This is a genomic window from Ruegeria sp. C9, assembly GCF_056537585.1.
Window position 1 is genome coordinate 196529 of the sequence record NZ_JBQFRU010000007.1, and the last position, 22749, is coordinate 219277.

General features: G+C 58.9%; 26 protein-coding genes. 12 read left to right on the forward strand and 14 right to left on the reverse strand.

Annotated elements, in window-relative coordinates:
* Positions 1-663, forward strand: coding sequence for a glutathione S-transferase family protein (locus tag ACR0NE_RS18630; protein ID WP_170596025.1), 663 nt, complete (start codon positions 1-3; stop codon positions 661-663).
* Here the strand turns inward: ACR0NE_RS18630 and ACR0NE_RS18635 are convergent.
* On the reverse strand, positions 639-1034 hold the full coding sequence (locus ACR0NE_RS18635; protein WP_170393540.1) for a hypothetical protein: 396 nt from the start codon (positions 1032-1034) through the stop codon (positions 639-641). The genes ACR0NE_RS18630 and ACR0NE_RS18635 overlap by 25 nt on opposite strands.
* A gap of 141 nt (positions 1035-1175) precedes the next feature.
* On the opposite strand from ACR0NE_RS18635, the gene ACR0NE_RS18640 reads away from it, so the two are divergent.
* From ACR0NE_RS18640 to ACR0NE_RS18660, 5 genes are all read left to right on the forward strand, one after another.
* Positions 1176-1814 carry a lysoplasmalogenase gene (locus ACR0NE_RS18640; protein WP_170596027.1) on the forward strand — a complete coding sequence of 213 codons (639 nt, stop codon included), beginning with the start codon at positions 1176-1178 and terminating at the stop codon, positions 1812-1814.
* Positions 1815-1872: 58 nt separating this feature from the next.
* Complete coding sequence (gene ftsY / locus ACR0NE_RS18645; protein WP_170596029.1) at positions 1873-3012, forward strand: signal recognition particle-docking protein FtsY; 1140 nt, start codon at positions 1873-1875, stop codon at positions 3010-3012.
* A gap of 88 nt (positions 3013-3100) precedes the next feature.
* On the forward strand, positions 3101-4003 hold the full coding sequence (locus tag ACR0NE_RS18650) for a DMT family transporter (protein WP_170393546.1): 903 nt from the start codon (positions 3101-3103) through the stop codon (positions 4001-4003).
* Between the two features lie 16 nt (positions 4004-4019).
* Positions 4020-4625, forward strand: coding sequence for an inner membrane-spanning protein YciB (locus ACR0NE_RS18655; protein WP_170393548.1), 606 nt, complete (start codon positions 4020-4022; stop codon positions 4623-4625).
* 109 nt (positions 4626-4734) lie between these two features.
* Positions 4735-5403 carry a Crp/Fnr family transcriptional regulator gene (locus ACR0NE_RS18660; protein ID WP_170393550.1) on the forward strand — a complete coding sequence of 223 codons (669 nt, stop codon included), beginning with the start codon at positions 4735-4737 and terminating at the stop codon, positions 5401-5403.
* Positions 5404-5632: 229 nt separating this feature from the next.
* Here ACR0NE_RS18660 and ACR0NE_RS18665 read toward each other — a convergent pair whose 3' ends face one another.
* The 6 genes from ACR0NE_RS18665 to rpiA form a co-directional block, all read right to left on the reverse strand.
* Positions 5633-7075, reverse strand: a complete 1443-nt coding sequence (locus ACR0NE_RS18665) for a Do family serine endopeptidase (RefSeq protein ID WP_480459430.1) — start codon at positions 7073-7075, stop codon at positions 5633-5635.
* A 179-nt stretch (positions 7076-7254) separates the two neighbouring features.
* Entirely contained in the window at positions 7255-7449 is a 195-nt protein-coding gene (locus ACR0NE_RS18670) for a DUF2065 domain-containing protein (RefSeq protein WP_170393554.1), read from the reverse strand.
* Positions 7449-8345 carry a protease modulator HflC gene (gene hflC, locus ACR0NE_RS18675; RefSeq protein WP_170393556.1) on the reverse strand — a complete coding sequence of 299 codons (897 nt, stop codon included), beginning with the start codon at positions 8343-8345 and terminating at the stop codon, positions 7449-7451. The genes ACR0NE_RS18670 and hflC overlap by 1 nt, the downstream gene beginning before the upstream one ends.
* Positions 8345-9487, reverse strand: coding sequence for an FtsH protease activity modulator HflK (hflK, locus tag ACR0NE_RS18680; protein WP_170393723.1), 1143 nt, complete (start codon positions 9485-9487; stop codon positions 8345-8347). Before hflK ends, hflC begins: the two co-directional genes overlap by 1 nt.
* A 72-nt stretch (positions 9488-9559) precedes the next feature.
* The gene (gor, locus tag ACR0NE_RS18685) at positions 9560-10918 is read right to left on the reverse strand and encodes a glutathione-disulfide reductase (protein ID WP_170596034.1); all 1359 of its coding nucleotides are present in this window, start codon (positions 10916-10918) and stop codon (positions 9560-9562) included.
* A 129-nt stretch (positions 10919-11047) separates the two neighbouring features.
* Positions 11048-11833, reverse strand: a complete 786-nt coding sequence (gene rpiA / locus ACR0NE_RS18690) for a ribose-5-phosphate isomerase RpiA (protein ID WP_170421048.1) — start codon at positions 11831-11833, stop codon at positions 11048-11050.
* A 167-nt stretch (positions 11834-12000) separates the two neighbouring features.
* Here rpiA and ACR0NE_RS18695 point away from each other — a divergent pair, with 167 nt between their 5' ends.
* The 4 genes from ACR0NE_RS18695 to ACR0NE_RS18710 are packed head-to-tail and all read left to right on the forward strand — an operon-like array spanning position 12001 to position 15481.
* Positions 12001-12702, forward strand: a complete 702-nt coding sequence (locus ACR0NE_RS18695; RefSeq protein ID WP_170596036.1) for a glutathione S-transferase family protein — start codon at positions 12001-12003, stop codon at positions 12700-12702.
* Between the two features lies 1 nt (position 12703).
* Entirely contained in the window at positions 12704-14077 is a 1374-nt protein-coding gene (locus tag ACR0NE_RS18700; protein ID WP_170511074.1) for an L-serine ammonia-lyase, read from the forward strand.
* Positions 14078-14104: 27 nt separating this feature from the next.
* Entirely contained in the window at positions 14105-14521 is a 417-nt protein-coding gene (locus ACR0NE_RS18705) for a GFA family protein (RefSeq protein ID WP_170404929.1), read from the forward strand.
* A 45-nt stretch (positions 14522-14566) separates the two neighbouring features.
* Positions 14567-15481, forward strand: coding sequence for a DMT family transporter (locus ACR0NE_RS18710; protein WP_170596038.1), 915 nt, complete (start codon positions 14567-14569; stop codon positions 15479-15481).
* On the opposite strand, the gene ACR0NE_RS18715 is transcribed toward ACR0NE_RS18710, so the two are convergent.
* Positions 15426-16133 (reverse strand): thiamine diphosphokinase, encoded by a 708-nt coding sequence (locus ACR0NE_RS18715; protein WP_170596039.1) that lies wholly within the window; start codon positions 16131-16133, stop codon positions 15426-15428. The two genes, ACR0NE_RS18710 and ACR0NE_RS18715, sit on opposite strands and share 56 nt — an antisense overlap.
* 120 nt (positions 16134-16253) lie before the next feature.
* On the opposite strand from ACR0NE_RS18715, the gene ACR0NE_RS18720 reads away from it, so the two are divergent.
* Positions 16254-17927 (forward strand): hypothetical protein, encoded by a 1674-nt coding sequence (locus ACR0NE_RS18720; RefSeq protein ID WP_170596129.1) that lies wholly within the window; start codon positions 16254-16256, stop codon positions 17925-17927.
* A gap of 98 nt (positions 17928-18025) precedes the next feature.
* Here ACR0NE_RS18720 and ACR0NE_RS18725 read toward each other — a convergent pair whose 3' ends face one another.
* The 6 genes from ACR0NE_RS18725 to nthA all read right to left on the reverse strand — a co-directional run bounded on the left by ACR0NE_RS18725 (position 18026) and on the right by nthA (position 22182).
* Positions 18026-18733, reverse strand: a complete 708-nt coding sequence (locus tag ACR0NE_RS18725; RefSeq protein ID WP_170404917.1) for a YfaZ family protein — start codon at positions 18731-18733, stop codon at positions 18026-18028.
* Between the two features lie 79 nt (positions 18734-18812).
* Entirely contained in the window at positions 18813-19055 is a 243-nt protein-coding gene (locus ACR0NE_RS18730) for a DUF2842 domain-containing protein (protein ID WP_170393574.1), read from the reverse strand.
* Entirely contained in the window at positions 19055-20347 is a 1293-nt protein-coding gene (locus tag ACR0NE_RS18735; protein WP_170393577.1) for an adenylosuccinate synthase, read from the reverse strand. The genes ACR0NE_RS18730 and ACR0NE_RS18735 overlap by 1 nt, the downstream gene beginning before the upstream one ends.
* Before the next feature lie 220 nt (positions 20348-20567).
* A complete protein-coding gene (locus ACR0NE_RS18740) occupies positions 20568-20897 on the reverse strand; it encodes a nitrile hydratase accessory protein (RefSeq protein ID WP_170596041.1) in 330 nt (109 codons plus the stop codon).
* Positions 20894-21571 (reverse strand): nitrile hydratase subunit beta, encoded by a 678-nt coding sequence (gene nthB / locus ACR0NE_RS18745; RefSeq protein WP_170596043.1) that lies wholly within the window; start codon positions 21569-21571, stop codon positions 20894-20896. Before nthB ends, ACR0NE_RS18740 begins: the two co-directional genes overlap by 4 nt.
* The gene (nthA, locus tag ACR0NE_RS18750) at positions 21568-22182 is read right to left on the reverse strand and encodes a nitrile hydratase subunit alpha (RefSeq protein WP_170404906.1); all 615 of its coding nucleotides are present in this window, start codon (positions 22180-22182) and stop codon (positions 21568-21570) included. The genes nthB and nthA overlap by 4 nt, the downstream gene beginning before the upstream one ends.
* A gap of 151 nt (positions 22183-22333) precedes the next feature.
* Here nthA and secG point away from each other — a divergent pair, with 151 nt between their 5' ends.
* A complete protein-coding gene (gene secG, locus ACR0NE_RS18755) occupies positions 22334-22702 on the forward strand; it encodes a preprotein translocase subunit SecG (protein WP_010439184.1) in 369 nt (122 codons plus the stop codon).
* Positions 22703-22749 lie beyond the last annotated feature (47 nt).

The following is a 22749-nucleotide window of genomic DNA, read 5'->3' on the forward strand; positions in this document are numbered from 1 at the left end:
ATGTTGACGATCTGGGGCCGTAAAACATCCTCGAACGTTCAGGCCCTAATGTGGTGCGTGGGTGAGCTTGGCCTAGAATACCAGCGTCACGATCTTGGCCATCGCTTCGGCGGGCTGGACACTGCAGCGTTTCGGGCACTGAACCCAAACAAAACCATCCCCGTCCTGCAAGATGGCGACAACCCACCGCTTTGGGAAACCGGCGCCATCCTGCGATATCTGGCCACCCAATATGGCGAACAGGCATTCTGGCCTTCAGATCCTGCCCGGCGCGCCACGATCGACAAATGGGCCGAATGGGCGAAACTCAACGTGGCGATGGCGTTTACCGTTCCGGTGTTCTGGCAAATTGTGCGAACACCCGTTGAACAGCAGGACCAAACAGCGATCCATCGGGCCGTCAGCGATTTGGAAATCAAACTGGCAATCGCAGACAAGGAGCTGGACCAAAACACGTTCCTTGCGGGTGAGCATTTTACACTGGCGGATATACAGTTCGGCCACGTCCTTTACCGCTACTACGATATTGACATCGTCCGCGCACCGTTACCGCATTTGCGTCGATACTATGAACGGCTAACCGAAAGGCCCGCGTTTCAACATCACGTCATGCTGGACTATGAAGACCTGCGACCATTTCAGACCCCGACATCCGGTCCGTAGCACAACATCTCTTCGCCAATATCCTCGGCCTCGTACAACTCGGTCGCTGTCGGATCGCCCTCGAATTGTGCGATCAAACCGCCCCCGGATTGCCAGAAAACCCAGCATTGCGGCGCCAGTTGATCCTCATAGATGAAACAGATCTGATCTTCCTGCTCGTACCAAACTCCGTTCATGCAATTGCCATCCAGAAATGACCAGATGACTCGGCGGTCTGGCAGATACCGTTCGACTCCGTAGGCCTGCCCATCGAACCCGTAGTACAAGGTTTTTCCACGCGTATACGCATCGAATTCAGACCCCGTCAGAGGCGACTGCGCCGCAACGGGCTGTGAGGCAAGGGTCAGCAGAATCAAGCAAATTCGGATCATGACCACACTGTGTCAGAAGCAGCCCACAAGTGCCATTCAACCTTTCCACATCGCGACGATCGGCAAGATAACTCCACGTCACGCCTTGATGCACCGCCGAGATCATGGCGATGATTGCCTCAAAAACATCGGGGACGCACCATGACGACACTTCTTTTCTGGATTGCGGCGGCCTGCGCGCTGACCTACCTGCCACTTACCGCGCGCCCGGCCGGCACGCTGCGTAGCATGCTGAAAACAGCATCGGTCGTGCTGCTGGCAGGCGTCGCCATACTGGCAAGCGCGCCATGGCTCCTGATCCTCGCCCTTACCTTCTGCGCGATAGGCGATGCCCTTCTGTCACGCGAAACCGACAGCACATTCATGGCAGGCATCGGTGCATTTGCTGCGGGGCATTTGGCCTATATCGCCTTATTTTTGACGAGCCCCAGCAGCAACCCTGAACAGATCTTCGACCACCCCGCGATCTTCTGGTCCCTGATCATCCTGGGCATCGTTATGGCCACGCTGCTCCCCCCCCGCGCCGGAGACCTCAAAGTACCCGTCCTCGCCTATATTCCAATCATCCTGGGCATGGGCATAGCCGTTCTTGCCCTTCCCGAAACTGGAGCACTACGCTGGGCCCTTCCCGCCGCGATGGCATTCATCGCCTCGGACCTGGCGCTTGCGACTGAAAAGTTCCTGCTACCTGCCAATCACCCGACCCTGAAGCTTACGCCCTATCTGGTCTGGCCGCTTTACTGGGCTGCCCAAGCCGGGTTTCTGATCGCCTTCACCTGACCCTTTGCAACTGCCTTCAATCCACATTAGGTGAGGGGAACACCTGCGGAGATCAAAAATGGCGTTTTTCTCAAAGCTCAAGGACAAGCTGTTCAAATCCTCATCGCGCCTCGAAGAGGGGCTGGATGCAATTGTCGAGGATGGCGGCGAGGAAACCCCAAATCCTGATCCGGTGATCCCCGAACCAGAGCCCGAACCGCAACCGGTTCCCGAAGTGCCGGAACCCGCGCCCGCGCCCCAACCGGTCGAGCCTCCCGCTCCGATCCCGGCTGATCCCACACCGGCGCCTCCACCCCCAGAGGTTCCAGAATCCAAGGGTTTGATGGGTCGCCTGTTCGGCCGAAATGAATCCAAGACCGTTGTCCGCCGCACGCTGGATGACGACATGCTGGAGCAACTCGAAGAGCTTCTGATCGCCTCGGATATGGGCGTCGACACCGCCTTGCGCGTTACGTCCAACATGGCCGAGGGCCGCTTTGGTCGCAAACTCTCGACCCAGGAAATCAAACAGCTGCTGGCGCAGGAGGTTGCCCGCGTGATGGAACCCGTGGCCAAACCAATGCCGATCTACCCCAAACGCCCGCAAGTGGTGCTGGTTGTTGGCGTCAACGGTTCGGGCAAAACTACGACAATCGGTAAGCTTGCCAGCCAGTTCAAAGCCGCCGGCAAGAAAGTCGTCATCGCCGCCGGAGACACATTCCGCGCCGCCGCCGTCGAGCAGCTGCAGGTCTGGGGTGACCGCGCAGGCGTTCCAGTGCTCACCGCCCCCGAAGGCTCCGACCCTGCTTCGCTGGCCTTTGATGCGCTGACCAAAGCGCAGAACGAAGGTGCCGACCTGCTGATGATCGACACAGCAGGCCGCCTGCAAAACCGCGCCGACCTGATGGAAGAGCTGGCCAAAATCGTCCGCGTCATCCGCAAGGTTGACGACACCGCACCGCACAACACTCTGCTGGTGCTGGACGCCACCACCGGGCAAAACGCCCTCAGTCAGGTCGAAACCTTCCGCAAACTGGCCGATGTCTCGGGCCTCGTGATGACCAAACTGGACGGCACAGCCAAAGGCGGCGTGCTGGTCGCCCTCGCCGACAAGTTCGGCCTTCCGATCCACGCCATTGGTGTCGGTGAGCAAATCGACGACCTCGCCCCGTTTGATCCCGAAGAATTCGCCGCCGCCCTGACGGGCTTACAATCCTGATCCGCCCCTTCATCTGGCCGAAAATACCTTCGGGGGGCGTGGGGGGCAGACAGCCCCCCACTCTCTCCGCCCAAGCGAAAGCCCCGATTTGAGCGACTGGCTGATCTCCCTCGAAGGCACCGAAGCAGGCCACCAACTCGCCCTCGCGCTCGCGCTGATGGCGGCCTTCCTGCATGCGGTTTTCGGTGCACTGCAAAAAGGCCGCCACGACCCGTGGATGTCGCGCGGGGCGATCGATGCCTGCTACTGCCTTATGGCGATGCCATTCGCCTTCTTCATCGTGCCATGGCCCGAACCTTACATGTGGCCGATCTTTGGCGTCGTCTGGCTGATCCATATCGGCTATAAAGTGCTGCAGGCGATGGCCTACACCAAAGGCTCCTATACCGTTGTCTATCCGGTCGTGCGCGGTACTGGCCCGCTCTTCACCGTGATCGGAGCCTATCTTTTGTTCGGTGAAACCTTCTCGGCCATCCAATGGCTTGGAGTCGCGACGCTTCTTGCGGGTATCTTCGGCCTTGCCGCCTATAACCTGCGCTACCTTGAGACTAATCGAGATACGCTGCAAATCGCGCTTGTGCTGGCGGTCGTCACGGGCCTCTTCGTGGCGCTCTATACGACCTATGATGCCTACGGTATCCGCGCTACGGCCGACCCGTTCACTTTCCTTGCGTGGTTCTTCATGATCGACGGGGCCGCGATGCCGATCTATGCTGCGCTCAGATACCGCGCAATGATCCACCGCCCTGCGCTCGGACCTCTGATGCTTCGCGGGTTCGCGGGCGGCATCATCGCGCCGATGTCCTTCGGTGCCATCATGCTCGCCACGCGACTGGACAAGGTCGGAGAGGCGGCGGTCCTGCGTGAAACCTCCACCGTTTTCGCAGCACTCATCGGCTGGCTGGTGCTGAAAGAAACTGTCGGCCCCAGACGCATTGCGTTGATGGCATTGATTGCACTCGGCGCAGTAATAGTTGAAATGGGCGGGTAAGCAGCAGGTTGGAATCATGGCAGAGAAAAAAGACATCAACCCATTCCTCAAACAGGTACTGGAACTTGGCCCCCCACTGGCCTTCTTCTTCATCTACCTGCGCCTGCGTGATGACAATTTCGTGATCGGCGGCACCGAGTATTCTGGGTTCATTGTCGCCACCATCCTGTTCGTGCCGCTGATGCTGGCTGCCATGGGCATCCTCTGGTACCTGACGGGCAAACTCAGCCGGATGCAGATTTTCACCGCATTCATGGTGATTTTCTTCGGCGGCCTCACCGCGTGGTTCAATGACGAGCGGTTTTTCAAGATGAAAACAACACTGGTCTATGGCTTCTTTTCCGCCATCCTCGGGATCGGGCTTTTGCAGGGGAAATCCTACCTGGCATATGTTCTGGACGAGATGCTACCCATGCAGCACGAGGGCTGGATGATCCTCACCCGGCGTCTGTGTGCCTGTTTCGCAGTACTGGCCGCAGCCAATGAATTGGTCTGGCGCACGATGTCAACGGACCTATGGGTCAAGATCGAAACCTTCGGCTTTCCCATTGCCTTGATGGCGTTTCTGATGATGCAGTTCAACCTGCTACAAAGCTACATGGATGATCCCGACAAGCAATAACTGTTCTTGCCCAAGCGTAACAAGCTAACAAAATTTCTTGGCTTAAGCTTGAAGCTGTGAAAAGTTGGGTCACCACCCGCACCACTCAACCCCGGAGATCAGCGCCCGAATGATGGCATTTCCCAACAGTGGATTCCTGTCCGAAGCCTCTGAAGAGCTGCGCACCATGCTGGCAGCCCAGGCCACCGAAGTCACATTGGATCGGGGCGATGTCCTGTTCGAGCAGGACGATGAAGGCGATGCGCTCTATGCCATTCTTTCCGGTGCGCTCGAAGTGTCATTTCTTGCGTCGAGCGGGCGCAAGCTGTCTCTCAGCATGATGCGCCCAGGTGAGGTGTTCGGGGAAATCGCGTTGTTCGACAGCGGTCCCCGCACCGCAACCGTTACTGCAGCTGAGCCCTCCAAAGTCCTGCGCGTTCGCCAGAAAGACATGATGGCGCAGATCCGGGAACATCCTGACCTTGCGGTGGATCTGATCCGCTTGGCCGGTCTTCGCATGCGTTATATGGGCGCTCAATTGAACGAGCAGGTATTCCTGCCGATGCCGATCCGACTGGCGCGCAAGCTTTTGCACCTGGCAGGACAACAGGACAGCCCAACGGCACGTATCACGCTTTCGCAGAGTGAATTGGCCGAATTTGTCGGTGCGACGCGTGAGGCAGTGTCAAAGACCATTTCGACATGGAAACGCGACAATGTCGTCGAAGCTTCGCGCGGCGGGCTGCAGATCCACGACTTTGACGCGCTGCGGCAACTGGCCGAATCCGATTTAATCTAAATTTTCGGCACAGATGTGATCCGCTTCACATACGCAGCTTTAAGATTGCCCTAAGGTCAATCCCGTTACCGTAGGAGGTCGGTTTTATCATCCCCGATATCTGTCCACCGACCTCTCCCTGTACAGAGCCATATGCCTTCCCCGGCATATGGCTTTTTTCTTAACGAAATATGAAAAAGGCCGGGAAAATATCCCGACCTTCTAATTTCGGATCTGTTCGCTGAGTTTATTATTCTAGGCTCAGCGCTACGAACCGGGGTTCCCCGCCCCGCCGCACCAGCAGCAACAGAGATTTGCGTCCTGCTTCACGCGCCTCATCCATCCGCGTCTCCAGATCAGTGATCGAAGTCACCTTCTGCTGCCCCGCCTCAGTGATAAGATCACCGGCGCGCAGACCCTTTTCAAAGGCTTCCGAGGATTCATCAACATTGGTCACCAACAATCCTTCGGCATCGGCATCCAGACCCAATTCCTCGCGCTGGCTATCCCCCAGCGGAGCGATGGTCAGGCCAAGAATATCCTTGTCTTCCTCAGTCGGCGTTTCGGCTTCCGGCTCTTCGCCGTTCTCGGCACGTTCGGCGTCTTCGCGGCGGCCCAGCGTCACCAGCACGGTCTGGGTGCCTCCATCACGGTGCACGACCACACGCACAGATTTGCCAACGGTGGTCTCTCCCACCTGCCGCACAAGACCGCGTGTATCCTCGACCTCGACACCATCAAAGCTGATGATCACGTCTCCGGCCAGCAGGCCCGCTTCTTTTGCCGGGCCGTCAGGTACATCGCTGATCAACGCACCTCCGGGTTTGTCCAGCCCCATCGCCTCGGCCATATCCTCGGTCACGTCCTGAATGCGCACGCCCAGCCAACCGCGGCGGGTCTCCCCGAACTCACGCAGTTGATCAACGACCTTGATCACCACGTTCGAAGCCATCGAGAAACCAATCCCGATCGAGCCACCATTGGGCGACAGGATCGCAGTATTTACGCCGATCACCTCGCCATTCATGTTGAACAGCGGCCCACCCGAGTTGCCCCGGTTGATCGCAGCATCGGTCTGGATGTAGTCATCATATGACCCGCTCAGTGCCCGATTCCGGGCCGAGATAATCCCTGCTGACACCGAAAAGCCTTGCCCCAGCGGGTTCCCCATCGCGATCACCCAATCGCCCACGCGGGCAATGTCGCTGTCACCGAACTGCACGTATTTCAGCGGCCCTTCCGCCTCGACTTTCAGCAGCGCGATGTCGGTCTTTTCGTCCCGGCCGATTACCTTGGCAACCAAATCTTTCGCGGGCTGGCCATCACCGGGAAAAAACTCGACCAATATCTCATCGGCTTCGGCAATCACGTGATTGTTGGTGACGATATAGCCGTCTTCCGAGATCACGAAGCCCGAGCCCAGCGCATTGCTGCGACGTGGACGATTTTCATTGTCCCCGCCATTGCGATCCTGAAACTCTCGGAAAAAGTCTTCGAATGGTGAGCCCTCTGGCACGATCCCTTGCGGGCCAGTCTGGCCTTCGATCAGCGTCGACGTGGTGATATTGACCACCGCAGGGCTAATCTGTTCAGCCAGCGGTGCCAGGCTGTCACCCCGCGCCTGCGCGGACACGGATTGAGCCAAAACCAGCATCACCCCCACCAAGGTCAGCCACATCAGCCGCATCTTCATAACAAAATCGTCCTGTCGGACGGACACACTGCGCGCCTTAGCCTGCACTTGGGGTCTCCTTGTTGACTAATTCTCTGTTGGCATCACCTGGATGCCCTTCTTTGCAACCAATGTAGTCAGTTTGTCCCGGCCCGCAACTCGGGATCGCGGGGAAATCACCGGTGCGTGAAACCATCGCATCAAAAACCGACCTGATATGCGCCCCACAGCAGCACCAGCCCGCTGACCACGCACAGCAGCCCGACCAGCCTCCGCGCCTGTTCCGGCAGCGCGCGCAGCGCTTCGAGCATGCGTTCAATAAGCGAAGGGGCCAGCGCATAGGCCAGCCCCTCGACAATCAGCACCAGCCCGAAGGCCAGAAGGATCATGCCCATCACTCAGCGGCCGCAGCTGCCGGTGCCCGACGCCCGGTCGGAGAAGCAAGGTAGTTGAAGAACTCCGAGTCCGGGCTCAGGATCAACGAGCTGTTGCTGCCTTGCAGGGCATTCTCATAGGCGGTCAGCGAACGGTAGAATTCAAAGAACTCCGGATCGGCACCATAGGCTTCGGCGAAGATCGCGTTGCGTTCGGCATCGGCCTCACCGCGAATGATCTCGGCCTCACGGTTGGCGTCCGAGACCAGTTCAACCACGGTCCGATCGGCCTGCGCGCGCACACGCTGCGCGGCTTCGTTACCGCGGGCGCGTTCGTCGGTCGCTTCACGTTCACGTTCCGCCTTCATCCGGTCAAACGTCGCCTCAAGGTTGGCCTGCGGCAGATCGGTCGCCTTCAGACGCACGTCGATTACGTTCACGCCCAGCGCACGTGCCTGTGCAATCGCGCTGTTGCGGATACGCAGCATCAGCGCGGCACGATCCGAGCTGAGGATGTCACGGGACGAAACCGAACCCAGCACTTCGCGGGTTTCGGCGCGCAGGATGCGGTCCAGACGATCCTCGGCAACCGGGATACCGCCGACACCAACGGCCTGACGGAACTGTTCCAGATCAGAAATCCGGTAGCGTGCGAAGGCATCGACCACCAGACGACGATCGTCCAGAGGCGTCACTTCCAGCGGCTGAACGTCAATCGACAGGATACGGTCGTCATACCGCACCACTTCCTGAATCAGCGGGATTTTGAATGCCAGCCCCGGATCTTCCTTAACCGCAACAACGCGACCAAATTGCAGAACCAGAGCGCGTTCACGCTCGTCCACGATGAAGATCGAGGACAGAACACCGACTATCGCAAGAAAGATGATCGGCAGAATAAACGTTGTCTTACGCATCAGTTGCTCTCCCCTGCAGGGTTACGGCGCAACTCGTTGAGCGGCAGATAAGGCACAACGCCCTGCCCCGATCCTGTCGAGTTTTCATCCAGAATGATCTTGTCCACATCACCCAGCACCTGCTCCATGCGTTCCAGATACAGACGTTTGCGGGTCACATCAGGTGCTTTGGAATATTCCTCCAAAACCGCGCTAAAGCGGCTGGCTTCACCCTGTGCACCGTTGATCTGCTGGGCACGATAAGCTTCAGCCTCTTCCAGTACCTGCGCGGCCTCACCACGCGCCTCAGCGAGAACGCGGTTGGCATAGGCGTCAGCGACGTTCTGCAACCTGTCACGCTCCTGCGCGGCGGCCTGAACGTCGCGGAACGCGGCAATCACGTCCTGCGGTGGATCAGCCTTGTCAAAGTTCACACGAACGATGTTCACACCCGAATCGTAGCTGTCCATTGTCTCTTGGATCAGTTCCTGCAGGCGATCAGCAATGATACCGCGATCCCGGTTCAGGATCGGCGCAAGTTCGCTCTGCGCAATAATCTCACGCATCGCCGATTCAGACACGGCGCGGATCGTCTGGCGCGGATCACGCAGGTTGAACAGGAATTTCGCCGGGTCGTTGATGTTCCAGACAACCTGATAGTCGATATCAACCACATTCTCGTCACCGGTCAGCATCAGACCATCGTCGCTGCCACGGGCACCGCCCATGTCTTCGTTCTGTTCGCGGGTCACCGGAATGACCTCGGCGGTTACAAACGGCCAAGGGGCAAAGTTCAGGCCCGGGTTTCCGACCGCCGAGAATTCGCCCAGAAACAGTTCGACAGACTGTTCTTCAGGTTTGACGGTATAGAAGCTCGCCAAACCCCAAAGACCAGCCGCGACGAGCAGACCGATCGCTACGGTTCCCTTGGTAAACGCGGGGCCACCGCCGCCGCCCGAACCATTTGTACCACGGCCACCGCCGCCACGACCGCCCATCAGGACGCGTAGCTGTTCCTGGCCCTTTTTCATCAGCTCATCGATCTCGGGGATCTGCGGGCCGTCACCTTCGGGGGGCTTGCGCCCATCCCCGTTGTTACCCCGATTTCCTCCGCCTCCGGATGAGCCTCCGCCCCCCCAGGGGCCGCCGCTGTTGCCCGCCATATGTATCTTTTCCCTTGTGTTGGACCGTGTGATCACGGGTTCCCTTGTAACGTGTGTGCGCGCGCTTGCAAATCAAGCCGTGCGCACAGGTTGCCGCATTGTCACCAGTTCTTCGGCCATCACCGGATGAACTGCAACCGTACGGTCGAAATCTTCTTTGGTGGCACCCATCTTTACGGCAATTCCGGCAAGTTGGATCATCTCACCCGCGCCCGGCGCAACGATGTGACAGCCGAGTATTTTCCGCGTCTCTTGCGACACGATCAGCTTCATCAGCACGCGCTGTGTGCCTCCAGCAAACGCCTTCTGCATGGGCTTGAATGAGGTCGCATAAACCTCAATCGGTTCCTGTTCCGCAGCCGCTTCCTCGCTGAGGCCCACAGTACCCATTTCCGGCTGGGTAAAGATCGCGGTCGGGATCAGTTCGTGATCAACGGGCGTTGGATTGGCTTTAAAGACGGTCTCGACAAAGGCCATGCCTTCGCGGATCGCCACAGGGGTCAGGTTCACCCGATCCGTTACATCGCCAATGGCAAAGATCGAGGGCACGCCGGTCTGGCTGTACTCATCCACGATGATCTCACCCTTGCGACCGCGCGCGACGCCCAAAGCCTCAAGCCCCAGATCATCCGCATTCGGCGCGCGACCCGTGGCATACATCACAACGTCGAATAGCTGCTCGGAGCCATTTGTGGCCTTCACCCAGATTTTGTCGCCTTGCTTTTTCATCTCAAGCACGTTGGTACCCAGATGCAGGTCGATCCCGTTCTGGCACATCTCTTCACTGATCAGCCCGCGCGCCTCATCATCAAAGCCCCGCAGAATCTGCGCCCCGCGATAGAACTGAGTCGTTTTGACCCCCATCCCATTCATGATCCCGGCAAATTCACAGGCGATATATCCACCGCCAACGATCAGCATGGATTCGGGCAATTCATCCAGATGGAAAATTTCATTCGAGGTGATCGCAAGCTCTGATCCCGGGAACTCGGGTACAACCGGGCGACCGCCCGTTGCGACAAGAATATGCTTGGCCGTCTTGCGGGTACCATCAGCCAGTTCAACCGTATGCGGATCAACCACATGGGCGCGCTGGTCGAAACTTTCGACACCATTGTTCTTCAGGATATTGCGGTAGATGCCTTCCAACCGGTCGAGTTCTGCGTGCAGTTTGCCTTTGAACATGTTCCAGTTGAACGCACCGGGCTGCATGTCCCAGCCATAAGCCTGCGCGTCCCCGATCGTATCAGCGAACTCACTGGCAAAAACCATCAGTTTCTTGGGTACACAGCCACGGATCACGCAGGTTCCGCCGTAACGATCCTCTTCCGCCAAGGCCACTTTGGCGCCGTTTTCACCCGCCGCCACCCGTGCCGCGCGAACTCCGCCCGAGCCGCCTCCGATGACGAACAGATCATAGTCAAAGCTCATGTACGAGTTCCTTTTATTCCGCGTGGCCAAAATTCACTGGATATCTGGGCGCAAATCCTGAACTGCCAACCCCTGACGCGGGAAATAGTGATTTTTCTTCTGCAGTTTATCGCGCCACCTGCCTGATCTTTAGTCCGCCAGATCAGAAAACAGGTTGTCCCCGCCGTCGCCCAGCATATCGGTCAGGACTGTACCCTCATTGATATCACGCAATTCGACCCGGCCATCGCCATAACCAATGACAACCTTGTCGCAGATATCAATGAACAGCCCATTTTCGACCACACCCGGGATCTGATTCATCACCAGTGCCAGTTGGCGGGCATTGCCGATCCGCTTGAGATGCAGGTCCAGAATGTGATTGCCCTCATCCGTAACCTTGGGTGCCTCACCGTTCATCCGCAGCGTGACCGAAGTGCCCAGCACATCCATCGTGTCCAGCGCTTCTTCAATCAGGGTGCGGGTGGTCTGCCAGCCGAACGGGATCACCTCGACCGGCAAAGGGAATGCGCCCAGCGTCTCAACCTCTTTGCCTGCATCCGCGATCACCACCATCTGATCGCTGGCTGTGGCCACAATCTTTTCCTGCAACAGCGCAGCACCACCGCCCTTGATCAGGTTGAACTCGCCATCAAACTCATCCGCGCCGTCGATTGTCAGGTCCAACCAGCCGGCCTGGTCCAGCGAGACGACCTCGATCCCTTCTTCCCGCGCCAATTGCGCCGTCGCGGTCGACGTCGGAACGCCCTTGATTTTCAACCCTCCATCGCGCACCCGTTCACCCAGGCGGCGCACCAACCATGCGGCGGTCGAGCCTGTCCCCAATCCCACACGCATCCCGTCCTGAACAAGATCGGCGGCGCGACAGGCAGCAACGTATTTCGCTTTGTCGATGGGCGACAAGTCTCTGGTCATGGCAGCTTCCCCCAAGAATACTGCCAGACTTATACGGAATGCCCCGCGCAACTGCGAGAGGCAAAACACTCCGCACCTGTGCTAACATGTCGCTGAAATACGCGTTTCCGATAGGAAACGTCGCAATCAGCCTCTATTGTGATCGCCAGACCCCCTAGATAGTCGCCATGGAATCGCCATACCGCCTGCACTACGCCCCCGACAACGCCTCGCTGGTGATCCGACTGGCGCTGGAAGAGATGGGCCTGCCCTATGAGACCGTATTGGTCGATCGCGCCCGCGATGCACAGAATAGTGCGGCGTATCGGGCGTTGAATCCGAACGGGCTGATCCCGGTGCTGGAGACGCCCCAGGGTCCGATCTTCGAGACCGCCGCAATCCTGCTGTGGCTGGCTGATACGCATGGGCAATTGGCCCCGACACAGGTCAGCCCTGATCGGGCGGCATTCCTGAAGTGGCTGTTCTTCGCCTCTAATACCCTGCATGCCGACCTGCGAATCCTGTTTTATGCCGAGAAATACATCGCGGCAGATCAGGCCGATACACTACGCTCCGGCATCCGCCCCCGGCTGCGGCAGCACCTGAATCTGCTGGATGCTCAAGCCCAAAAAGCGCCCGACTGGTTCAGTGCTGATCACCCGTCAGTCCTGACGATATATGTCGCCTGCATGATGCGTTGGATGGCGCTTTATCCCGCTAAGGCGGACCGCAGCTGGTATCAACTCGCCGACACGCCTTATCTGCAAAAAATCCTGATGCAGCTAGAATCAAACCCGTCGACCCGCGCCGCCATTGCCGCCGAGGGGCTGGGGGTCACTCCCTTCACCTCGCCGACCTACGCCAACCCTCCAGAAGGCTCAGCTACCTGATATGTTTCTCTCTGTCTTCGATATGTTCAAAGTGGGCATCGGCCCATCTTCTTCCCACACCATGGGTCCGATGGTGGCCGCCGCACGGTTCCTTGACCTGATGCGCGCCTCACCGTTCGAGTTTTCGGGCCTGCGCGGCTCGTTGCACGGCTCGCTGGCCTTTACCGGCGTCGGCCACGCCACCGACCGCGCTACCATTCTGGGCCTCGCCGGGTTTGTGCCTGACACCTATGACAACGACAAGGCCGAAGCCACACTGGCAGCTATCGCAGAATCCCATACGGTGACACCCGAAGGCCTGCCGACGCTGAGCTTTGATCCCAAAGCCGATCTGATCTTCGACTACGACAACAATCTGCCCGGTCATGCCAATGGTATGATCCTGATGGCCACTGACGCACAAGGCGATGTCATCCTGCGTCAGGTCTACTACTCCATCGGTGGAGGATTTGTTCTTACGGAAGAGGAATTGGCCGAAGGCAAGGCAACTGACGAAGGTGCGCCTGTGCCCTTCCCGTTCAAATCCGCCGCCGAAATGCTGCAAATGGCCAAAGACAACGGTAAAAGCATCGCTCAGATGAAGCGCGAAAATGAGATCGCGCGCGGTTGCGCGGATAGCTTTGCCAAAGGCACCGCGCGTCTTTGGCAGGTCATGAATGACTGCATCGAGCGTGGGCTAAAAACGGATGGCATCCTGCCCGGTGGTCTCAGCGTGCGCCGCCGCGCCAAGGGCATCCACGATGCCCTGCTGGCGGAACGCGGCATGAACCTGAATGCCCCGCATACGATCAACGACTGGATGAGCGTCTACGCCATGGCCGTAAACGAGGAAAACGCAGCCGGTGGGCAAGTTGTCACCGCCCCTACAAATGGCGCGGCAGGCGTGCTGCCATCAGTTCTGCGCTATTACCTCGATCACGTGCCCGGCGCGTCCGAAAGCCATGTCGAGGATTTCCTGCTGACCGCCGCCGCCATCGGTGGTCTGGTCAAGTTCAACGCTTCGATCTCGGGCGCTGAAGCGGGCTGTCAGGCCGAGGTTGGCAGCGCGTCAGCCATGGCTGCGGCAGGCATGTGCGCCGTGATGGGCGGTACGCCTGAGCAGGTTGAAAATGCCGCCGAGATCGCGTTGGAACATCACCTTGGCATGACCTGCGACCCAGTCGCGGGCCTTGTGCAGGTGCCGTGTATCGAGCGTAACGGCTTGGGCGCGATTAAGGCCGTCTCTGCCGCATCGCTGGCCCTGCGTGGCGACGGCAAGCACTTTATGCCTTTGGACGCGGCCATTGAAACGATGCGCCAGACCGGCGAGGATATGCACGAGAAATACAAAGAAACCTCTTTGGGCGGGTTGGCCGTCAACGTGCCGAACTGCTGATCTGACAGCAAGAACAAGTGGGGTGACATGCGCGGACACTGCCTATGCGGCAAGATTGGATACGAGGTTGATCCTCCGGTTCTGTCCTGTGTCACCTGCCATTGCGACAGCTGCCGTCGCCAATGCGCCGCTCCGATGACCACCTATTTCGGCGTGCGCGACGGCAATTGGCGCTGGACCGGTGAGCAGCCGAAACGCTTCAATTCCTCACCCGGAGTCGAGCGCAGTTTCTGCCCCCATTGCGGCACGCCGATATCCTTCCGGTCCACGGTGATGTCGGATGTGATGCACCTCTATGTGGCGACGCTGGAAAAACCCGAAGCACTCAGCCCAACCTTGCATGTCGCGCACGAGGAAAAGCTTAGCTGGCTGCAGCTTGGTGACGGCCTGCCCACCTGCATCGGCCCGGATTACACCAAAGTCCAACCCCTGCCCGACACCTGAGATCAGAGCTTCCCCCTGTGCCGCTAAAGCGCTAGCGTCGCGCACATGACTCAGGATCGTCCCGTTCTCGGCATCATATTGATGCTCGGTTTTTGCGTGCTCGCACCGCTGGGTGACGGGATGGCAAAGCTGTTGGGTGAAACCACAGCATTGGGACTGCTGGTACTGGTTCGGTTTGCTGTTCAGGCGATGATCTTGATCCCACTGATCGCGATGACCGGCAAGCCATGGAAGATGACGCCGCGCGTTTTGCGCCTGACGATGATCCGCACCCTTCTGCACATCATTGGGATCGCAGCGATGTTCACAGCGCTGCAATATATGCCGCTGGCCGATACCGTGGCCATCGCCTTTGTAATGCCCTTCATCATGCTGCTTTTGGGCAAATACGTTCTGGGCGAACAGGTCGGCCCCCGTCGTTTGATCGCCTGTGTCGTGGGATTCATTGGCACCTTGCTGGTGATCCAGCCCAGCTTTGCTGAGGTCGGCGCGCCCGCCTTGCTGCCCCTGATCGTTGCGGCGGTCTTCGCCCTGTTCATGTTGGTTACGCGGCAGATCGCCAAGGAAACAGACCCGGTTGCACTGCAGGCGGTATCGGGGGCCATGGCTACCGTCTTTTTGCTTCCGATTGTCCTGCTGGGTTCCCAGATCGGCCTGCCAGCAATGTCCCTGACGATGCCCACGGCCGAGACGCTCTGGCTGCTACTGGGGATCGGTGTGCTGGGCACCTTGGCGCATCTGCTGATGACATGGTCTCTGCGCTATGCGCCGTCTGCGACTCTGGCCCCGATGCAATATCTAGAGATTCCGGTCGCCACCCTGATCGGCTGGCTGATCTTCCACGATCTGCCAAACGGGCTGGCCGCGCTGGGCATCGGCATCACCATCGCCGCCGGGCTCTACGTTATCTTGCACGAGCGGGCCAACGCTCGGTCCGGCCCGACTGAAACGCCTGCATGACCTGATCCAACGCCGCGCGCGGCAGGATCGTCAGCAACCCGGGTCCATCGACCTCAAGCGTTAGCGCGCCTAGCGCTCGGTTTGAGGTTCCGACCTGCCCGTCCGGTTCTAGCACCAGATCATCAATCGGCCATTCCAGCCCCTCGCTGCGCCCGGTCACCCGCCGCAGCGGAAACAATGAAACCGTGTCTCCTACTGTGAGCTCCAGACTGATCCTGGGTGGCGCATGAAAGACAATTTCTCGTGCGCCCAACAGGACACAAGGCCGATCCTGCAACCGAACCAGAGTATTGAACGCCACCAACTGATGATCCACCCGCGCGCCCAGAAATCCTGCTGCCAGCACCACAGGCGCATCCATATTGCGCAGCGCCTTGTCAAAATCGGTGCTGTTCTGCTCGGATATCCGGAACAACCGATCCTTGGGAATCCGGGCCCGATATTCTGCCGTAATCGAGTCCAAATCGCCGATCACTGCGTCCGGCATCCGTCCCGAATCAATCAACGCAGCCGCACCGCCATCCGCCGCAACGGCAGAATTGACGCGATTTAGCACCAGATTCACATCCTCTGAACAGATTTCGCCCCCACCAAACAGCCCGATTGGCCCGCCAGAGCGAACAATTGCCCCATTTTCCACAAGATTGACCATATTTTCCAGTTTTGGACATAATGAAACCACAAAATGATAGCTTCATGGCTAGAGTTTCGAGTCGGTTGCCCCTGCTGTGTCTGGTAGTCGACCTGGTAGTTTGTAAAGGACATGCGTCTGATGGTACAGAACAACAAGGTACTCACCGTTTCATACGGCACCTTCTCGTGCACCCTCGAAGGTTTTGACGATTCATTTGAAACAATGAAGGCGATCGCCGAGTATTTCCGGGACCTTGCAGCGGATGACCGATACTTCGGATCGGAACCCCCTCAGCCTGACGCCGAGATGCTGACCCGGATCGCACAGCGGGACGCCGCACAGAAGGTTGAAGCCAGCCAGAACGAGACCGGCCTGTTGCTGCGCGCAACGGAAGCCGCCCCGGTTGCAGCACCGACCCCCGCTGCAATTGCGCCAGCCACAACACCTGAACCTGTTCAGCCTGTCGCGGATGTTGTTCCCCCTGCTCCGTCTGCTCCGCAATCCGACGATGCCCCCGCCGCTGACAGTATCGCAGCCAAGCTGCAGCGAATCCGGGCTGTTGTTTCGCATTCCGATGCTGCCCCTGCCGGATACTCTGAAGACGAAGACGTCAGCTATCTGCAGCCTGTGAAGCCAAAGGTCGATGCAATCTCTGCCGCTTTTGAGTCCGGCGCGCTGAGCCCGGCCGATCTGGAAGACACTGCTACGGACGACGCTCCGGCAACGGCCCCGCAGGTCGAACAGCCTGCCGAACCCGAGCAAATGGCAACGATTGCCGAGCTGCCGGTTGAGGACGAAGAACCACTCGCGCCTGCCGCTATCGAGCAGGACGAAGTCGAAGCAGCCCCGATCATCTCACCGGCGATCACTGCCGAACTTGAAGACGAGGACGAAGCGCCCGAACAGCCGTCGGCCGATGTCACGGACAAGGACGTGTTGTTCTCGGACCTCGACGACGAATCTGAAACTGAAGACGAAGGCCCGTCAAACATCCTGAATGGCCAGGACGACACCGACGAAGATGAAACATCACCGGATCTTACCGGCCTCACCAATGGCGTCATCTCGGCCGAGGATGAGGCGCTGCTGCTTGACGAAATGGCGCTGGTAGAAACCGAGCTGGCGGCAAACACGACGGCTGAGCTGCCCGATATGACGGGTCTGGATCAGGACGTCTCGCGCCTGATGGACGAAGCGGGCGCCCATATGGATGATCCTGCCACTAGCGGTCAGCGCGAAACATATTCTCACCTGCGCACTGCCGTTGCTGCAACCGAAGCAGACCGCGAAGATGGCGCAGACAAATCTCAGACCCCCGAGGATGATTATCGCGGTGATCTGGCCTCGGTCGTCAATCCACGCCGACCCGAGATCGAGGTCACCAGTGAACGCCCCACCCCGGATGCTGCCGCACCATTGAAACTGGTGGCTGAACAGCGGGTGGATACCGAAACGGCTGACACCGGCCCGGTGACACCGCGCCGTGTCACCTCAGCGGACGAGGAATCTGCAGATGAAGAAGGTGGTTTTGCAGCCTTTGCGCAAGAACAGGGTGCCCAATCGCTACTCGACCTGCTGGAAGCTGCCGCGGCTTATCTGTCCTTCATCGAAGGTCAGGAGCAGTTCTCGCGTCCACAGCTGATGAACAAAGTTCGCTCGCTCAAGCAGGACTCGTTCAACCGCGAAGAAAGCTTGCGCTCATTCGGTCAGTTACTGCGGGACGGCAAGATCGAAAAGGCCGGAGGTGGCCGTTTCGCCGCCTCAACCCAAATCGGGTTCCGCCCGAACGACGACGAGCGTGCCGCTGGCTGACACCAAGATCCCCCAATACCCCCTCAAGACAAAATTGGGCCAGAGGAAACTTTGGCCCTTTTTCGTTCCGTGGCTGGCAGCCAAAAAGCCAATCAAGTTCAGAAGTTGAACGCCAGCGCCACGTAAGGGCCGGTCAGGATCAGATCAATCACATCGCGCCCGTCTTCAAACTCAACATCCAGATGGCGATACCCGCCCGCAACGTTGATATTCTCACGCCACTTCCAACTAGCCTGCACCAGCGCTTCCCACTGGAATTCCGAGCCATAACCGAAGCCGCCGATATTGCCCATCGCTGTGAGGCTCCAGCGGTCATTCAGCGCGTAGTTATAGCGTGCGCCGATCAACGGGTCGGTCCAGCTTTGATCTGTGCTGAAGGTGCGATCCAGCACGGTGGTCGAAACATCCAGGTCCCAATGGCGCAGCCCGGCCAACGCTTCCAACCGTGACCGATCATCCTGATAGACCGCATAGCTGGCCGCCAGTGAGACCATCGTGCCCTCAAGATCCCAACTGGCTGCATCGTCAAACCGACCGACCGAGACATCGTCACCCAAATTGAGATAATTGAATTCACCACCAATGGTCCAACGCCCATTTCGGGCCTGACCAGCGATCAGGAACGCGCCCTTCAGAATGTCGAAGATCGAGGTATCCCCGTTCACCGGCGGGTTTGGTCCCACGTCCAGTGAGGTTCTGAATTCCGGCCCCCAGAAATAAGGCGCAATGGTATAGCGCCAATCATCGGCCTGAGCGCTGCTCGCGATACATGTTGTGGTAACCGCCGCTAATACCCGGTTTTTCATGCCCTATCTGCCTCTGGTTGCCGCGAAAGAAAGTCGCAAACATCGTGCCACGCAGAAGACACCAAGACAATCGGGCGGCTTAGCTTTGATCTTGATCCGGGTCCTCTTTGCCCACCCCGCGGAAGACAAATTTGAACGGCAACGCCCAGACAATGCCAAGCGCGACATATACCAGAAGTTCCAGCCAGATCGGCGGGCGATCCAGCCAGTTCACGATTGTCACAACCGCAACGATATAGATGGGGAGCCCGATCAGCAGCAGCACCAATGACCACCGCCGACGTGCCTTATAGCTGAGGCCGGGTTTGTCGTTGCTGCTCATCAATCTGCAAACGGGTCGGTCACCAGAATGGTGTCCTCCCGCTCCGGGCTGGTGGACAAAAGGGCGACCGGACATTCGATCAATTCCTCGACGCGGCGCACGTATTTGATCGCGTTCGCAGGCAAGTCTGCCCAACTGCGCGCGCCTTCGGTGGATTCGCTCCAGCCCGGCATCTCTTCGTAAATCGGCGTGCAACGTGCTTGCTGGTCGGCGGCGGTCGGCAGATAGTCCAGACGATCGCCATCCAGCTCATACCCGACACAAATTTTCAGCGTCTCGAACCCGTCCAACACATCCAGCTTAGTCAGGGAGATGCCGTTCACACCGCTAGTCGCGCAGGTTTGGCGTACCAGACAGGCATCGAACCAACCACAACGGCGTTTGCGCCCCGTCGTGGTGCCGAACTCATGCCCCCGTTCGCCCAGGCGCTGGCCATCTTCGTCGTCTAATTCGGTTGGGAAAGGCCCCTCACCCACGCGGGTCGTGTACGCCTTGACGATGCCCAAAACGAAGTCGATCGAACCCGGCCCAATCCCAACGCCTGTCGAGGCCTGGCCCGCAATCACATTCGACGATGTCACAAATGGATAGGTCCCGAAATCGATATCTAGCAGCGCACCCTGTGCGCCTTCGAACAGGATTCGCTTGCCTGCCTTGCGCTTCTCGTTCAGCACCTTCCACACCGGGGCTGCGAAAGGCAAAATCTGCGGCGCGATCTCTTTCAACTGCGCAATCAACGCGTCACGATCAATAGGTTCCAACCCCAGCCCATTGCGCAGCGCATTGTGATGGACCAAGGCCCGATCGACCCGCAGCGCCAACGTCGCATCATCAGCCAGATCAGCCACCCGGATTACACGCCGCCCGACCTTGTCCTCATAACACGGACCGATCCCGCGACCGGTCGTCCCGATCTTGGCTACCGAATTCTGGCTTTCGCGCGCACGATCCAGCTCGCCATGGAACGGTAGGATCAGCGGGGTGTTCTCGGCAATCATCAGCGTCTCGGGCGTGATATCGACACCCTGCGCGCGGATCGTACCGATCTCTTTGATCAGGTGCCAAGGGTCCAAAACGACCCCATTGCCGATCACGCTCAGCTTTCCACCGCGTACGACGCCCGAAGGTAGCGCATGCAGTTTGTAAACCTCACCCTCAATGACCAGCGTGTGCCCGGCATTATGTCCACCCTGAAAACGCGCGATCACATCCGCTCGCTCACTGAGCCAGTCGACGATCTTGCCTTTTCCTTCGTCGCCCCACTGGGCGCCGACAACAACCACGTTGGCCATATCCGGTCCTTTTGCGCTGAATATTCAAACCCGGCTCATATAGCCGGGCACAGACGGCAGGGAAACCGATATTTCGCCGCAGACACAAATCGTGCTGCGCGCGATGCCTCCGGCGGAGGTGTTTTTGGCCTGATGAAGAGCGGGTCCCCTGCTTCATCTGGCCAAAAGTACCTCGGGGGAGTCGCCCGGACGGGCGGCGGGGGCAGCGCCCCCTCTGCTTTTAGCGCAATTGTACGGGATGACCGTGGGGTGTTGTCAGGTAAGCCTCTTCCCATGCATTGCGAAGATCCTGGACATCATCAGTGGGCGCTTCCCCCTGCTCAGCCAGCAGCGCCTCCAAGGTCTCTAACCAAGCGTGAAAGTAATCGTCCCCACCATCCAGATCTTTTTTGAGGCCGTTCCGTTTCAAAGTATTGGAAAACCGTCCCGCCCAGTCCGGCCAATCAAACCGGCCCGCTTCGTTCAAGGCCACTGTGACCGCAAAAACCTGCGCGTGCCAGGGCTCGGCAAAAACCGGCTCGGGGGCCGAGTGAGTGATACAATCGCTCATGCGGGCTCCAAATAAGACTGCCAGAGGTCCAGCACGACTTCATCCGCCGGATGCTCGGGGTTTGCCCAAAGTTCTGAGGCGGGAAACACGACCGCATATAGCGGCTCGGGGGCTTCACCCAACCCATGGGCGTTGGAATCCGGCAGGACATGAGTGCCATGCAGCCTGAGGATGCGACCCGTTGCACCCGCGGCATAGATCGGCAACCGGGTGTGGCCGCCATCAACCAGTCGATTGGCGCTCTGGCCCAAGGTTCGGACGGCCTGTCCAGCCTGAAACCGAACTTCGACGTTCGACGGGCGATCTGCGGGTCCACCTTTGGCCAAAGCGCCTGCGACGGCGTCAGCCTTCAGGGTACGCTCAGTCAGAGGATGAACACCATCCCCGTCAACACCGCGCAAATCATCAAGCGTCAGGACACCCTTTTCGACCAGAAGATCAGCCAGACCGGACATCCATTTCTCATAGTAAGAAAACCGCGCGTAGTCCGTAGGAGACAACCTTTCCCGCGCGTGGCGTGAGACATCGATATTCCATTGCCCCAGAAACCCCGCAGCGAGCGTTACCGCCAGCGCCCGACCGTGCCAGTCTTCGGCAAACACCGGCGCGTCTTCGGGTTCCGGGTTCACCGGACCATCACCAAAGCGCCCTCCCATATCATGTACGCGCGTCATGACGGCACCTTGGGTAGCCCAGTGCCGATCATGCTGTCGCGGGTGACCAGCGCGGCCAGTTCATCCGCGTTCAATCCTTCTGTGCTCTCTGGGCGCATCGGCAGGACGAGGTAACGAATTTCGGCCGTCGAATCCCAGACGCGAACCGAAGTGCCTTCGGGCAAGGTAACGCCAAACTCAGACAGGACCTTGCGCGGCTCTCGCACGGCGCGGGCGCGGTAAGCGTCAGATTTGTACCAGCCCGGTGGAATTCCTAGCAGCGGCCACGGGTAACAGCTGCACAAGGTGCAGACGACCATGTTGTGCTGTTCAGGCGTGTTCTCGACGACCACCATATGCTCACCCTGACGACCGTAATAGCCCAGATCCGCCACGACTGATGTGGCGTCTGCCAGCAGCGCGGCTCTGAAATCGGGATCACTCCAAGCCTTGGCAACAACATGCGCGCCGTTCTGTGGACCTATCTTGTTCTGATAAGTATCGATGATTTCATCCAGCGCTGCAGGATCAATCAGACCCTTGCGGGTCAGAATCGTCTCAAGCGCTTTGACGCGCAGCGCGGGTTCGGGAGGCAACAGGGCGTGCGGGTGGTCGTGATCATCATGTGGCATGAGGCGCAGCCTGCGCGACAGAACAGCGCTCTGTCCAGTCTCTTTGGTGTGATATGAAACATCACCGCACGTGATGCCAACTCGTGACTTGCCCCCGCTGGCAAACTTGCATAAGTACCACGCGATACACGCCACGCTGTACAGGACCACCATGGAAAACGTCGTTCTCATCATCCACCTTCTTCTGGCCTTGGGCCTGATTGTCGTTGTGCTGATGCAACGTTCCGAAGGCGGCGGCCTTGGGATGGGTGGCGGTGGCGGCGGGGCCATGACGGGCCGCGCGGCAGCAACGGCGTTGGGCAAGCTGACATGGATCCTGGCCGCGTGCTTTATCGTCACCTCGATCACGCTGACGATTCTGGCGGCCCAGAAATCTTCTGGCAGCTCGGTGATTGACCGTTTGGGCGTGCCTGCCCCGGCCCCGGCTGAGGAAAGCGCTCCGGCAGTCCCATCGGCAGATGAATTGTTGCCGCCGGCGCAAGGCGACAATGCTCCGCTGATCCCGCAGGCGGCCGACTAAGCCACAAAACCTAGAAAGCCATAAGGGAACTGCAACAGCATCTTGCG